Here is a 14,545-nt window from a genome sequence, read left to right as displayed (position 1 = left end):
CGGTTCTCCGCCACCCACACCTCGGTCCGCAGCGGCCCCGCGCAGCCGGGCGCCGACACCGAGGACGTGGCCCGCGACTGGGACGTACCCGGCCTCCTGAAGGACGGCCTCGGATGAAGCGGCGTCCAACGAAGCGGCGGATCCTCGCGACTGAGCGACCCCCTGCGACTGAGCGACCCCCTGCGCCTGAGCAACCCTCCCCGAAAGGCTGACCAGTGAGCACCGAAGCGTACGTGTACGACGCGATCCGCACCCCGCGCGGTCGCGGCAAGGCGAGCGGCGCCCTGCACGGCACCAAGCCCATCGACCTCGTCGTCGGGCTCATCCACGAGCTCCGGAGCCGTTACCCGGACCTCGACCCGGCGGCGATCGACGACATCGTGCTCGGTGTCGTCGGCCCGGTCGGCGACCAGGGCTCGGACATCGCGCGGATCGCCGCCATCGCGGCCGGACTGCCCGACACGGTGGCGGGCGTCCAGGAGAACCGCTTCTGTGCCTCCGGCCTGGAAGCCGTCAACCTGGCCGCGATGAAGGTCCGTTCGGGCTGGGAGGACCTGGTGCTCGCGGGCGGTGTCGAGTCGATGTCGCGGGTGCCGATGGCCTCCGACGGCGGCGCCTGGTTCGCCGATCCGATGACCAACATCGCCACCAACTTCGTCCCCCAGGGCATCGGTGCCGACCTCATCGCCACCATCGAGGGTTTCACCCGTCGGGACGTCGACGAGTACGCGGCCCTGTCCCAGGAGCGTGCCGCGGCGGCCTGGAAGGACGGCCGCTTCGAGCGGTCCGTCGTGCCGGTGAAGGACCGCAGCGGACTCGTCGTCCTGGACCACGACGAGCACCTGCGCCCCGGCACCACCGCCGACTCGCTCGCCGGCCTCAAGCCGTCGTTCGCGGACATCGGCGACCTGGGCGGCTTCGACGCCGTGGCGCTGCAGAAGTACCACTGGGTGGAGAAGATCGACCACGTGCACCACGCGGGCAACTCCTCCGGCATCGTGGACGGCGCCTCGCTGGTGGCGATCGGTTCGCGGGAGGTGGGGGAGCGGTACGGGCTGACGCCGCGCGCCCGGATCGTCGCCGCCGCCGTCTCCGGCTCCGAGCCCACGATCATGCTCACCGGGCCCGCGCCCGCGACCCGCAAGGCGCTCGCCAAGGCCGGACTGACCATCGACGACATCGACCTGGTCGAGATCAACGAAGCCTTCGCCGCCGTCGTCCTCCGCTTCGTGAAGGACATGGGCCTGTCGCTGGACAAGGTCAACGTCAACGGCGGAGCGATCGCACTCGGTCACCCCCTGGGCGCCACCGGAGCGATGATCCTCGGCACCCTCGTCGACGAACTGGAGCGCCAGGACAAGCGGTTCGGCCTCGCCACGCTGTGTGTCGGCGGCGGCATGGGCATCGCCACGATCGTCGAGCGTCTGTGAACGTCCCGTCCGTCCCGTCCCCCTCCTACGGCCCCCACCTCCGCCCTTGCGGCGTCCCCTTTACGGAGCAACAGCCATGACCGAGAGCACCATCCGCTGGGAACAGGACAGGACCGGCGTCGTCACCCTCGTCCTCGACGACCCGAACCAGTCCGCGAACACCATGAACCAGGGGTTCCGGGAATCGCTCACCACGATCGCCGACCGGCTGGAGGCCGAGCAGGACTCCATCCGCGGCATCATCGTCACCTCCGCCAAGAAGACCTTCTTCGCGGGCGGCGACCTGCGTGAACTGATCGCGGTCACCCCTGAGAACGCCCAGTACGCCTTCGAGCGGGGCATGGCCATCAAGCGCGACCTCCGCCGTATCGAGACGCTGGGCAAGCCCGTCGTCGCCGCGATGAACGGCGCCGCCCTGGGCGGCGGTTACGAGATCGCCCTGGCCTGTCACCACCGCATCGCTCTCGACGCCCCCGGCTCCAAGATCGGCTGCCCCGAGGTCACGCTCGGCCTGCTGCCCGGAGGCGGCGGCGTCGTCAGGACCGTACGCCTCCTGGGCATCGCCGACGCTCTGCTGAAGGTGCTCCTCCAGGGCACCCAGTACAGCCCGCAGCGCGCGCTCGAGAACGGTCTCGTCCACGAAGTGGCCACCACACAAGAGGAGTTGCTCGCCAAGGCCCGCGCCTTCATCGAGGCCAACCCCGAGTCCTCGCAGCCCTGGGACAAGCCCGGCTACCGCATCCCGGGCGGCACACCGTCCAGCCCCAAGTTCGCGGCGAACCTGCCCGCCTTCCCGGCGACCCTGCGCAAGCAGACGGGCGGCGCGCCCTACCCGGCCCCGCGCAACATCCTCGCGGCGGCGGTCGAGGGCTCCCAGGTGGACTTCGAGACCGCGCAGGTCATCGAGTCGCGCTACTTCGTGGAGCTGGCCGCGGGCCAGACCTCCAAGAACATGATCCAGGCCTTCTTCTTCGACCTCCAGGCCGTCAACTCCGGCGCCAACCGCCCCAAGGGCATCGCGCCGCGCCAGGTCCGCAAGGTCGCCGTCCTGGGCGCCGGAATGATGGGCGCGGGTATCGCCTACTCGTGCGCACGCGCGGGCATCGACGTCGTCCTCAAGGACGTCTCGGCCGAGGCGGCGGCCAAGGGCAAGGGCTACTCCGAGAAGCTCTGCGCCAAGGCCGTCTCCCGGGGGCGTACGACGAAGGACAAGGCCGACGCGCTCCTCGCCCGCATCACCCCCACCGCCGACCCGCAGGACCTCGCCGGCTGCGACGCCGTGATCGAGGCCGTCTTCGAGGACCCGGCGCTCAAGCACAAGGTGTTCCAGGAGATCCAGCACCTCGTCGAGCCGGACGCGCTGCTGTGCTCCAACACCTCGACGCTGCCGATCAGCGCCCTCGCCGAAGGCGTCGAGCGGCAGGCCGACTTCATCGGGCTGCACTTCTTCTCGCCCGTCGACAAGATGCCGCTCGTCGAGATCATCAAGGGCGAACGGACCGGCGAGGAAGCCCTCGCGCGCGCCTTCGACCTCGTACGGCAGATCAAGAAGACCCCGATCGTCGTCAACGACTCGCGCGGCTTCTTCACCTCCCGGGTCATCGGGCACTTCCTCGACGAGGGCGTGGCGATGGTCGGCGAGGGCATCGAGCCCGCATCCGTCGAGCAGGCCGCGGCCCAGGCGGGCTACCCGGCCAAGGTCCTCTCGCTCATGGACGAGCTGACGCTCACCCTGCCGCGCAAGATCCGCGCCGAGACGAAGCGGGCCGTCGAGGAGTCCGGCGGCACCTGGGCGACGCATCCCGCCGAGGCGGTGATCGACCGCATGGTCGACGAGTTCGGCCGTACGGGCCGCAGCGGCGGCGCGGGCTTCTACGAGTACGCCGACGGGACGCGCGCGGGGCTCTGGCCCGGACTGCGGGAGCACTTCACACACGAAGGCGCCGAGATCCCCTTCAAGGACATGCAGGAACGCATGCTCTTCGCCGAGGCCCTGGACACGGTCAGGCTTCTCGAAGAGGGCGTCTTGACGTCCGTCGCCGACGCCAACATCGGGTCCATCCTCGGGATCGGCTTCCCCGGCTGGACCGGTGGTGTCCTGCAGTACATCAACGGTTACGAGGGTGGGCTGCCCGGATTCGTGGCACGCGCGCGTGAGCTCGCCGAGCGCCACGGGGACCGGTTCACGCCACCGGCACTGCTCGTCGAGAAGGCGGAGAAGGGGGAGCGGTTCAGCGACGCGTGAGGTGAGTACGGTGCGGGCGGGGGCCGTTCGGCAGACCGGAACGGCCCCCGTTCAGCGGGGGCTGCTGAGCCACCCCCGCAGCTCCGCGTTCAAGGAGCGCTGGAACGTGGTCAGCAGCGCCTGCACCAGCAGGGGCTGCATATGCGCGGAGAGCGACTTCACGTCTTGCGCCGCGCGTTCCGAGACCTCCTCGCGGAAGAGTCGCGACAGCTCGTGCGCGGCGGCACGCGAGTGCTCGATGAGGACGCCCCGCGCCGCGAGGATCGCCTCGTGCGACAGCGGTACGTCCAGCAGCCCGACCCCCAGCCGCAGCAACCCGAGGTCGACGCGGTAGTCGCCGTCGCCCGCCTCGATCACCCCCATCGCGGCCAGCCGCTCCACGTCGTCGTCGCCGAGCGCGCGCCCCGCCCGCCGATCCAGCTCCGCTCGCGTCACCGTTTCCACGGCCTCCGGAGCCCAGGACGCCACCACTGCCCGGTGAATGGCGAGGTCACGAGCGTCCAGATCCGGCGGCAGCTGCTGCAGATACCGCTCGATGGCCGCGAGTGTCATGCCTTGCTGCTGCAGCTCCTCGATCAGCGCCAGCCGGGAGAGGTGCTCCGGGCCGTAGTGCCCCACCCGGCGCGGACCGATCACGGGTGGTGGGAGCAGACCCTTGGTGCTGTAGAAGCGGACCGTGCGCACCGTGACACCCGCCCGCGCGGCCAGTTCGTCGACGGTGAGCTTCGGCTCCTCGATGTCCGTCGCCATGGCCTGCTCCTTCGCGTACTGCGACTGCTGCGGTCCCCGCCCGGGTGCGGTGCAACAGTATTGCTGTCTCACCAGCGCTGGGAAAGCGCCGCGGGCGGGCAGCTCACCAGCTCACTGCCCGCCCGCCGTCGCCTCGCCTGTTTCAGTGCTCGCTCTCGTGCTCCTTCTCGTGCCCGTGCCCCTTCTCGTGCCCCTCCTTGTGATCGTGATCGTGCACGCCGTTCGTCGCGGCGATCTTCTTCCAGGACTTCGGCTGGACCGGAGCCGTCCCGGTCAGCGGCGCGATCGAGGCCTCCCGGGCCGCGGGCGCACTCGGCTTCGAGGGCTGGTAGAGCCAGGTGTCGAAGAGAGCGGCTAGCGGCCGGCCCGAGATCCGCTCGGCGTACCGCACGAACTCGCCGACCGTCGCGTTGCCGTGCGCGTGCTCCTTCGGCCAGCCCTTCAGGATGGCGAAGAAGTCCTCGTCGCCGATCTCGTTGCGCAGCGCCTGGAGAGCAAGGGCGCCTCGGTCGTACACCGCGAGATGGAACTGGTTCTCCGGCCCCGGATCCCCGGGCCTGACCTTCCAGAACGGGTCGTCGGCCGGAAGCGACGCGTACACGTAGTCCGCGAGCTCCTGAGCCGTCCCTTCGCCCTCATGCTCCGACCACAGCCACTGCGCGTACCGCGCGAAGCCCTCGTTGATCCAGATGTCCTTCCAGCCGGCGACGGACACGAGGTTGCCGTACCACTGGTGGGCCAGCTCATGGACGACCACGGACACGTTCGTGCCGTTCGCGAACTGGCGCGGGCTGTAGAAGGGCCGGGTCTGGGTCTCCAGCGCGTACCCGGTCTCGGTGGTGTTCGGGACGTAGCCGCCGAGCGCGTTGAAGGGATACGGCCCGAAGTACTCCGTCAGCCAGTCGGCGACCTCCCCGGTGCGTTCGATGCTCGCGCGCGCCGCACCGTAGTGGTCGCCGAGATCCTTGCTGTAGGCGTTGACGATCGGGATGCCGCTTTCCGATGTGCCGGTCGTGACGTCGAACTTCCCGATCGCCAGCGTGGCGAGATACGTGGCCTGCGGCTTGTTGGACCGCCAGTTGAAGCGCGTCCAGCCGGCCCGTGAACTCGTCGACTGGAGCGTGCCGTTGGAGATCGCCTGCGAGCCGTCCGGTACGGCCACCGACACGTCGTAGGTGGCCTTGTCCAGCGGATGATCGTTGCTCGGGAACCACCACCAGGCCGCCTCGGGCTCATTCGCCCCGACGCCGCCGTCCGGCGTGCGGTGCCAACTGGTGAAGCCGTACGCCTCCTTCGAGGACGGCACCCCGCTGTAGCGCACGACCACGGTGACGGGTGTGCCCTTGGGCAGCGGCGTCTTCGGCGTGACCTCCAGCTCGTGCTCACCGGAGGTCTTGAACGACGCCTTGGCGCCGTTGACCCGAACCTCGCTCACGTCGAGCAGAAAGTCCAGATTGAACCGCGACAGGTCCTGCGTGGTGGTGGCGAGGAGGGTCGCCGTGCCCTCCAGCTTGTCTGTTTCCGGCTGGTACTTGAGCCTGAGGTCGTAGTGCGAGACGTCGTATCCGCCGTTGCCATAGGCCGGGTAGTAGGGGTCGCCGATGCCCGGCGCTCCAGGCGAGTAGTCGGCAGCCGATGCCGGGATCGCCAGCATCAGTGAGGCCGCGAGTGCGCCCGGGGCGATGATTCTGCGGTGCACGTTCAGCTCCAAGTCGTGGGGGCATGAAGTCTGTTCGGACCCTATTCAGTCCCTGTGGCCCCTGTCGTGTCCACGGCCGCCGCCGTCACACGATCGCCATTCGGCCGACATGAGCCACTTCATCCCACGGGCCTTTCAGATCTCCCCTCCCCGTGGGACCCGTTCGGCGCCCCTCGGACCCCCAAAGTCCCCCTTTCGCCCAGGAGTTGACCGGGGTACCTTCCGGCCATGCCGATACGTGCGCGCGTCATGCGCTTCAGGACCTGGAGAACGCTCGCGACGGCGGCCACCGCCGCCCTGATGGCCACGCTCCTCACCCCGGCCGCCGCGCAGAGTGCCCCGCGGGAGAGTAAACCCGTGTACTCGTACGACAACGCGATACGCGAATCCGTCTGGGTGGACACCCGACTCGACGGCGACAAGGACGGGAAGACCGACCGCGTCGCCGTCGACATCGTCCGGCCCCGCGAACTCGCCCGGAAGGGCCGGAAGATCCCTGTGATCATGGACGCCAGCCCGTACTACTCCTGCTGCGGGCGCGGCAACGAGAGCCAGAAGAAGACGTACGACGCGAACGGCAACGTCGTCCAGATGCCGCTGTACTACGACAACTACTTCGTGCCGCGCGGCTACGCGTTCGTCGGCGTCGACTTCGCCGGCACGAACCGCTCCGACGGCTGCGTGGACGTCGGCGGCCGCTCCGACGTCCAGTCCGCGAAGGCCGTCGTCGACTGGCTGAACGGCCGCGCCAGGGGCTACACCTCCCGCACGGGCAGTACGAAGGCCAAGGCGGACTGGACCAACGGCAAGACCGGCATGATCGGCAAGAGCTACGACGGCACCGTCGCCAACGGCGTAGCCGCGACCGGAGTCGAGGGCCTGGAGACGATCGTCCCGATCGGGGCCATCTCCTCCTGGTACGACTACTACTTCGCCAAGGGCGCCCCGCTGTACGACTCCGGACCCGACTGGCTGTCCAACTACGTGGAGAGCCCCGACGCCCGCGCCAAGTGCGCCGCCGTGCAGCAGAAGCTCGTCGAAGGAGCCCCGCGCACCGGCGACTGGACCAAGCTGTGGACCGAGCGCGACCACGTGAAGGACGCCCACAAGGTCGACGCGAGCGTGTTCGTCATCCACGGTATGCAGGACCTCAACGTCCGCGCCAAGCACTTCGGCCAGTGGTGGGACGCGCTCGCGAAGAACGGTGTCGAGCGCAAGATCTGGCTGTCGCAGACCGGCCATGTCGACCCCTTCGACTTCCGCCGCGCCGAGTGGGTGGACACCCTGCACCGCTGGTTCGACCATGAACTCCTCGGCTACGACAACGGCATCGACGACGAGCCGATGGCCGACATCGAGCGCGCCCCCGACAAGTGGGAGACGTCGCGCGTCTGGCCGCCGCGCGGCACCGACACCGTGAGCCTGCGCCCCGGCAAGGGCGAGCAGGCGGGCGTCGGCACCCTTGGACTGCGTACCGGATCGGGCACCGAGACCTTCACCGACGACCCGAGCCAGGACGAGACCGACTGGGCCGCGCAGATCGACCAGTCCACGTCCAGTAAGGCCGGATTCATCACCAAGCCGCTCAGCCGCGACCTCCGGCTGTCCGGTTCCTCCAAGGTGACCGTCACCGCCACGCCGAGCACCTCAACCGCCCATCTGTCCGCGGTACTTGTCGACCTCGGCCCGGACACCATCCGCGACTACGCCGACGCGGGCGAGGGCATCACCACGCTCACCGACCGCACCTGCTGGGGCCCGAGCACGACAGGTGACAGCTCCTGCTTCAAGGAGACGCAGGCCAAGACCGCGGACGTCGACTACACGGTGTTCAGCCGCGGCTGGGCCGACCTCGGTAACCACGCCTCCGACCTGAAGGGCGTCCCGCTCACGCCGGGCAAGCCGTACACCATCAGCCTCGACCTGCACGCGAGCGACCACGTCGTCCCGGCCGGGCACCGTCTCGCGCTGATCGTCGCGGGCACCGACAAGGACCTCATCGATCCGCCGTCGACCACACCGACTCTGAAGCTCGACCTGTCCCGTACGTGGGCCCGTGTCCCGTTCGTCGGGGGAGCCAAGGCATTCTCGAGCGCCACCAAGGGATCCCCGCACGTCAGCCCGGAGGTTAGGCTCGATGGAGTCGACGAGCCTCGGACCCCGCAGCGGGTGCCGGGAGACAGCCGCTGACCAGTGTTGGGAACGGCGGCACCTGTGGTAGTTCCTAGGGGCGCAACAAAGAACTAGTAGCGCAACAAGGAACAAGTGTTTCCGATCGTTTTTCAGGGGAAGGTGCCGCCGATGACAGAAGACCTGAAGCAGAGGGGAGGCCTGGGAGGTTCTGCGGACATCCCAGGCGGCCCCGGCCACGAAACCGACCGTGTGGTGTTCGGCGTCACCGCAGCGCTCACCGTGGCCTTCGTTATCTGGGGCGCCGTCGCCACCGACTCACTGGAGAGCGCCTCGGGCAAGATGCTCGACGGCCTGATGCACAACGGCGGCTGGGCCTTCGTGCTGGCCGCCTCCGGTTTTGTCGTCTTCGCGCTCTGGCTGGCGGTCAGCCGCTACGGCAGGATCCACTTGGGCACCGAGGGTGAGGCGCCCGAGTTCCGCACCGTTTCCTGGGTCGCGATGATGTTCAGCGCCGGTATGGGCATCGGCCTGATGTTCTACGGCGTGAGCGAACCGCTGACGCACTACGCCACGCCCCCGCCGGGCACCAGCCCCGCCGACTCCGCGGAACGTATGGAGACGGCGATGGCCACCACGCTCTTCCACTGGACCCTGCATCCATGGGCGATCTACGCCGTGGTCGGCCTCGCCATCGCCTACAGCACCTTTCGCAAGCGTCGGCGCCAGACGATCAGCGCGGTGTTCACCCCGCTCATCGGTGAAAAGCACGCCAACGGCCACGCGGGCCGGGCGATCGACAGTCTCGCGATCATCGCCACCGTCTTCGGCTCCGCGACCTCACTCGGCCTCGGCGCGCTCCAGATCGGCTCCGGACTCACGGAGGTCGGCTGGATGAACAAGGTGAGCACCGCACTGCTCATCGTCATCATCGCCGTACTGACGCTGGCCTTCGTCGCCTCGGCCGTCTCGGGCGTCGAGCGCGGCATCCAGTGGCTGTCCAACATCAACATGGTGCTGGCGCTGATCCTCGCCGTGTTCGTGTTCATCGCAGGCCCGACCGTCATCGTCCTGGATCTGCTGCCCACCTCGGTGTTCTCCTTCGTGGGTGACCTGCCGCAGCTCGCCGGCCGCACCGACGCCAGCGGCGGCGAGGGAGTCGCGGACTGGCTGAGCGGCTGGACCGTCTTCTACTGGGCGTGGTGGATCTCCTGGACGCCGTTCGTCGGCATGTTCATCGCCCGCATCAGCCGCGGCCGGACCATCCGGCAGTTCGTCGGCGGCGTCATCCTCGTACCCAGCACCGTCTCTCTCGTCTGGTTCGCGGTCTTCGGCGGTTCGGCGATGAAGCTCGCGGAGGACGGCCGGCTCGGCGAGGAGACGACGCCCGAGGGCCAGCTGTTCGGCGTCTTGCAGGAGTACCCCATCGCGACCGTCTCCAGCCTGCTCGTGATGATCCTCGTCGGTATCTTCTTCGTCTCGGGAGCCGACGCCGCTTCCATCGTGATGGGCACGCTCTCCCAGAAGGGCTCCCTCGAACCCGGCCGTCTCGTCGTGATCTTCTGGGGCGTCGTGACGGGAGCCGTCGCCGCGATCATGCTGCTCGTCGGCAGCGGCAAGGGCGACGCGCTCACCGGGCTACGAGATCTGACGATCCTCGCAGCCGCGCCGTTTGTCCTCGTCATGATCGGGATGTGTTTCGCCCTGATGCGTGATCTGCGCCAGGACCCCGTCATCGTGCGCAGTGCGATGGGTTCCGAGGCGGTCGAACTCGCTGTGATCGAGGGACACAAGCAGTACGACGGGGACTTCGGGATCCGGGTCGGTCCCGGGCCCGGTACCGACACGGAGGGAGATCCGCTCGGGCACGAGCACCGGTAGCTCCGCTGGTTGAGCAGGGGAACTGCGGTCGGTTGTCGGCTGCGGGTTCGTCGTGGCTGGTCGTCCCCCGCGGCGGAGCCGCATATGTCATAGCCCCGCGCCCCTTGAAGGGAAGGCCTGCGGCCTCCTTCAAGGGGCGCTCGCCGCACCATCCGCTCAGGACGGCATCTGTGTGTCAGCGGGAGGCGAGCTCCGCCGCCTCCCGCGCGCAGCCCCACGCCACGGTTACGCCCGCGCCTCCGTGACCGTAGTTGTGCACCAACACCCGGCTGTCGGGCAGGAGTTGGCGCTCCAGTCGCACCGCGTCGCGTGCGGGCCGCAGTCCCACCCGGTGGTCGATGATCCGGGCACCGGCGATCTCCGGCCGCAGCGCGGCGCACCGCCGTACGATCGCTTGGGCCACGGCCGGATCGGGCGTGAGAGACCAGTCGCCGTCCACCGTGGTCCCGCCCAGGATCAGTCCGCCCGGCTGCGGAAAGTAATACGTCGCCTTGTTGCCGGATTCCCCTGAGGTCAGCCACGTGGCCACCCCGGGGTTCTCCACGACGACCAACTGCCCTCGCACCGGCCACATTCCCGGATCCGGTACGAGCTCCCGGGCGCCCAGGCCGGTGCAGTTGACGACGACCGGGGCCGGGACCTCCGCGAGATCCGTGACGTGCCGCTGCTCGACCGTTCCGCCGGCCCTGGCGAACCGCTCGCGCAGCCAGGCCAGATGCACGGGCATGTCGATCAGTGGCAGGCGCGCCCACAATCCCACCCCGGCGTACTCTTCGGCCGTCGCCGCCCGCAGCCCCGGCACGCGTGCGGCCCATGACCCGAGCCCGTCCAGCACCGTTTCACCGTGTACGCCCTCGACCATGCGTACGCCCGTCTCCTCGGGCCGCACGGCCAACTCCTCGTACACGGACAGGGATTGCAGCGCCCACTCACCGACGAGCACCTCCGGCTCGATCCGGTACGGCCACCACAACGCGCCGGCAACAGCCGAGGTGGTTCGCTCGGCGGGCTCCCGCGTCCAGACCCGTACCCGCCTGCCGCTCTCGGCGAGGACGACGGCCGTCGTGAGTCCTATGACACCGCTGCCGACCACGATCACGTCATCGTTCCGCTCACTGTTCACAGCCGGACGCTAACGGAATCCGTCATGCCGTGCTCACATCACTGCCAGTCTGGGGATACTCACAGCATGTCTGCCGAGTACGCGACCTTCGGCCTGGCACCGGCCATGCGCGCCGGTGGAGTCCTCACCAACGGTGACTACCGAGTGCACCGGGATTTCGTGGACTTCATCGTCGACGGGCGGCCGCTGCTGTTCCAGCTCTCCGACCTCGACGCCGTCTCCCCGCTCGCCTCCGACATACCTCCCGCGATCTTCAGCGCGCAGGTGCGCAGTCTCCTCCTGGAAGCGGACGCCCCCTTGGCGGGCGGCCGGTACGTCATCTACGGCTGCCCCGAGTGCGAGGACCTCGCCTGCGGTGCCGTCACCGCCGTGATCGAGAGACGCGGCGACGACTTTGTGTGGCGCGACTTCGCCTGGCAGACGGACGAGCGGGCGGATCTGGAGCTCAACGGGTACCACGGGATCGGGCCGTTCCGCTTCCGTGGCACCGAGTACCGTGCCGCACTGGGCTCGCTGCTGACGAGCCCCGGGCTCACCGCCGCCGGTGGCGAGCGCCGCCGGGTCCTGCTCATCGGCACCCGAGCCGCCGTCATCGCCAAGCTCGCCGCCGCCCTGCGCATCATCGGCATCGGCGCCGAGACCACCCAGGATGCCGCCGATATCCCCGCCGACGAACTGCGCACCTACGGCGCCGTCGCCTTCGGCCGCGCCGTCACCGAGCAGGAACGCGCCGCCGTACGCCAGTCCTTCGAGCACGCCGGCGTCGAGGTCGCGTACGTCGACGGTCTCGCCCCGATCGTCCCGCTCCTCGTAGCCCAGATCGAACACGCCCTGGACCGCAGCCCCCGGGACCAGCGCCGCCTCACCCGCCTGGTCACCGCGAACGGCGAGGCGGGCATCGAGGTCACGTCGCCCTGCCGAGTCCAACTGACCGCGTACCGCCTGGACCGGCTGTACCGCACACACGCGTACGAGCTGTTCGACGGGGTGCTGGAGGCAGGCGAGCACCGGCTCACGCTGGACGCGAAGGCGACGAAGGGGGAGTCCTTCATCGTGGCGCGGACTTCGGGGAGTGTGTTGGTGGAGGCGATGGGGGGCTGAGGGGCTGCGCCCCCGCGCCTGGGGCGAGAGGCGCAGGAAAACCGGGCGCTGGCCCTCTGGACGGGCGATTAGGATCGGCGCCTGATGACTACCACCCTCGTCGCAAAGAACCTCGCCGCCGGTCACGGTGACCGCTCGCTCTTCGCCGGGCTCGACCTAGTGGTCGCGCCCGGCGATGTGATCGGACTGGTCGGTGCCAACGGCGCGGGCAAGTCCACGCTGCTGCGCATGCTCGCCGGGCTGCTCAAGCCTGAGCAGGGCGAGCTGCGGCTGTCCCCGCCGAACGCCACCGTCGGGCACCTGCCGCAGGAGCCGGAACGCCGGCCGGGCGAGACCGTACGGGAGTTCCTCGCCCGCCGCACCGGGGTGGCAGAGGCCCAGCGCGTGATGGACGAGGCCACGCAGGCGCTCGTCGACGGCGCACCGGGCGCCGACGACGCGTACGCCACGAGCCTGGAGCGCTGGCTCGGCCTCGGCGGCGCCGACCTGGACGAACGAGCCGATCAGGTCGCCGACTCACTCGGCCTCGGCGTCGACCTGAACCAGCCCATGACCTCGCTCTCCGGCGGCCAGGCGGCCCGAGCCGGACTCGCCTCCCTCCTCCTCTCCCGCTACGACGTCTTCCTCCTCGACGAGCCCACCAACGACCTCGACCTGGACGGGCTGGAACGTCTCGAACGCTTCGTCTCCGGTCTGCGCGCGGGCACGGTCGTCGTCAGCCACGACCGCGAGTTCCTCACCCGCACGGTCACCAAGGTCCTCGAACTCGACCTCGCACAGCAGCAGATCAGGCTGTATGGCGGCGGATACGAGGCCTATCTCGAGGAACGGGACGTCACGCGCCGGCACGCCCGCGAGGACTACGAGGAGTACGCCGACAAGCGCGCCGCACTCGCGGACCGGGCCCAGATGCAGCGCTCCTGGATGGACAAGGGCGTCAAGAACGCCCGGCGCAAGGCGGGCAACGACAACGACAAGATCGGCCGCAAGTTCCGTAGCGAGGCCAGTGAGAAGCAGGCCGCGAAGGCCCGGCAGACCCAGCGCATGATCGAACGGCTCGACGTCGTCGAAGAGCCGCGCAAGGAGTGGGAGCTGCGCATGGAGATCGCGGCGGCCCCGCGCTCGGGCGCCGTGGTCGCCACCCTGCGCGACGCGGAGGTACGACGCGGCGACTTCGTACTCGGCCCGGTGTCGTTGCAGATCGACTGGGCGGACCGGGTGGCCGTCACCGGCGCCAACGGCGCGGGCAAGTCCACGCTCCTTGCCGCCCTGCTGGGACGCGTACCCGTGGACGCCGGCCACGCCTCCCTGGGCTCCGGCGTCCTGGTCGGCGAGGTCGACCAGGCCCGCGAGCTGTTCTACGGCTCCGAGTCCCTGCTGGACGCGTTCTGCACGGCGGTCCCGGACACCGAACCGGCCGAAGTCCGCACTCTCCTGGCCAAGTTCGGCCTCACAGCGCACCACGTCCTGCGCCCGGCGGCCACCCTCTCACCCGGCGAACGCACCCGCGCCGCCCTGGCCCTCCTCCAAGGCCGAGGCGTCAACCTCCTGGTCCTCGACGAACCCACCAACCACCTCGACCTGCCGGCCATCGAGCAACTGGAATCAGCACTCGACTCCTACGAGGGCACACTGCTCCTGGTCACCCACGACCGCCGCATGCTGGACGCGATTCACGTGACCCGCCGCCTGGAGGTCGCCGGTGGCAAAGTGACAGAACGCTAGCGAGCGGCCAGACGCACCGCCAGCGTCGGATAGTCGACGACAAACCCGTCCGCATCGAACTCCAGGTCGCTTCGGAAGTCACCGGAAGTGAAGCGGACCCGGGCGCTGTGATCGGTCCGGGCGAGGTGGGCGTACGTTTGCGACGACGTTTCCACGGTCAGGTCCGGCACCGACACCCACGCCATCAGGAAGTCCCGCTCACCGGGTGCGCGATGCAACCCATGCCGCAACACCGGCATGGTGTTGGTGAGCGGGCAAAGCCCCAGATCGCAATCGAGAGCACCGTCGACTTCGGGCACCCGATCTCCATCGGCGGTCCACAGCCCCGCCCCATCGTGCCGCAGATCGAGCGAGTGACTGCCGGACGCAGTCTCGACGGTCACTCCCAGTCGCCGCGTCACAAAGCCGTCGTCGGCATCGAGCTCGTACGAGACCCAATACGGCTCGGGTGTGGTCCCAAC

At 69.3% G+C, this 14,545-nt stretch carries 10 protein-coding genes; 6 read left to right on the top strand and 4 right to left on the bottom strand.

Going from position 1 to position 14,545, the window contains the following annotated elements; genetic code table 11:
• Window positions 1–215: 215 nt before the first annotated feature.
• Window positions 216–1,430 (top strand): acetyl-CoA C-acetyltransferase, encoded by a 1,215-nt coding sequence (locus G6048_RS40500; RefSeq protein ID WP_165344602.1) that lies wholly within the window; start codon window positions 216–218, stop codon window positions 1,428–1,430.
• A 76-nt stretch (window positions 1,431–1,506) separates the two neighbouring features.
• Window positions 1,507–3,675, top strand: coding sequence for a 3-hydroxyacyl-CoA dehydrogenase NAD-binding domain-containing protein (locus G6048_RS40495; protein WP_165344601.1), 2,169 nt, complete (start codon window positions 1,507–1,509; stop codon window positions 3,673–3,675).
• A gap of 51 nt (window positions 3,676–3,726) precedes the next feature.
• Here the strand turns inward: G6048_RS40495 and G6048_RS40490 are convergent, their stop codons facing one another.
• The gene (locus tag G6048_RS40490; RefSeq protein ID WP_165344600.1) at window positions 3,727–4,425 is read right to left on the bottom strand and encodes a MerR family transcriptional regulator; all 699 of its coding nucleotides are present in this window, start codon (window positions 4,423–4,425) and stop codon (window positions 3,727–3,729) included.
• A gap of 142 nt (window positions 4,426–4,567) precedes the next feature.
• Window positions 4,568–6,124, bottom strand: coding sequence for a M1 family metallopeptidase (locus G6048_RS40485; RefSeq protein ID WP_328828404.1), 1,557 nt, complete (start codon window positions 6,122–6,124; stop codon window positions 4,568–4,570).
• Between the two features lie 228 nt (window positions 6,125–6,352).
• Here G6048_RS40485 and G6048_RS40480 point away from each other — a divergent pair, with 228 nt between their 5' ends.
• The gene (locus G6048_RS40480; protein WP_165344599.1) at window positions 6,353–8,314 is read left to right on the top strand and encodes a Xaa-Pro dipeptidyl-peptidase; all 1,962 of its coding nucleotides are present in this window, start codon (window positions 6,353–6,355) and stop codon (window positions 8,312–8,314) included.
• A 111-nt stretch (window positions 8,315–8,425) separates the two neighbouring features.
• A complete protein-coding gene (locus tag G6048_RS40475) occupies window positions 8,426–10,135 on the top strand; it encodes a BCCT family transporter (RefSeq protein ID WP_165344598.1) in 1,710 nt (569 codons plus the stop codon).
• Between the two features lie 175 nt (window positions 10,136–10,310).
• On the opposite strand, the gene G6048_RS40470 is transcribed toward G6048_RS40475, so the two are convergent.
• Window positions 10,311–11,258 carry an FAD-dependent oxidoreductase gene (locus tag G6048_RS40470; protein WP_328828400.1) on the bottom strand — a complete coding sequence of 316 codons (948 nt, stop codon included), beginning with the start codon at window positions 11,256–11,258 and terminating at the stop codon, window positions 10,311–10,313.
• A gap of 66 nt (window positions 11,259–11,324) precedes the next feature.
• Between G6048_RS40470 and G6048_RS40465 the strand changes: the two genes are divergently transcribed.
• Together G6048_RS40465 and G6048_RS40460 are read left to right on the top strand one after the other, a co-directional pair.
• Window positions 11,325–12,359 (top strand): oxidoreductase, encoded by a 1,035-nt coding sequence (locus G6048_RS40465; RefSeq protein ID WP_165344597.1) that lies wholly within the window; start codon window positions 11,325–11,327, stop codon window positions 12,357–12,359.
• An 84-nt stretch (window positions 12,360–12,443) separates the two neighbouring features.
• A complete protein-coding gene (locus tag G6048_RS40460) occupies window positions 12,444–14,084 on the top strand; it encodes an ABC-F family ATP-binding cassette domain-containing protein (protein ID WP_165344596.1) in 1,641 nt (546 codons plus the stop codon).
• Here the strand turns inward: G6048_RS40460 and G6048_RS40455 are convergent.
• The coding region (locus G6048_RS40455; protein WP_165344595.1) for a putative glycolipid-binding domain-containing protein at window positions 14,081–14,545 on the bottom strand (465 nt) is incomplete at its 5' end. The genes G6048_RS40460 and G6048_RS40455 overlap by 4 nt on opposite strands.

This window comes from Streptomyces ureilyticus, from assembly GCF_011045025.1.
GTDB classification, from domain to species: domain Bacteria; phylum Actinomycetota; class Actinomycetes; order Streptomycetales; family Streptomycetaceae; genus Streptomyces; species Streptomyces ureilyticus.
The sequence above is the reverse complement of the archived record's forward strand: the minus strand, read 5'-3'. Positions and strand labels throughout refer to the sequence as shown.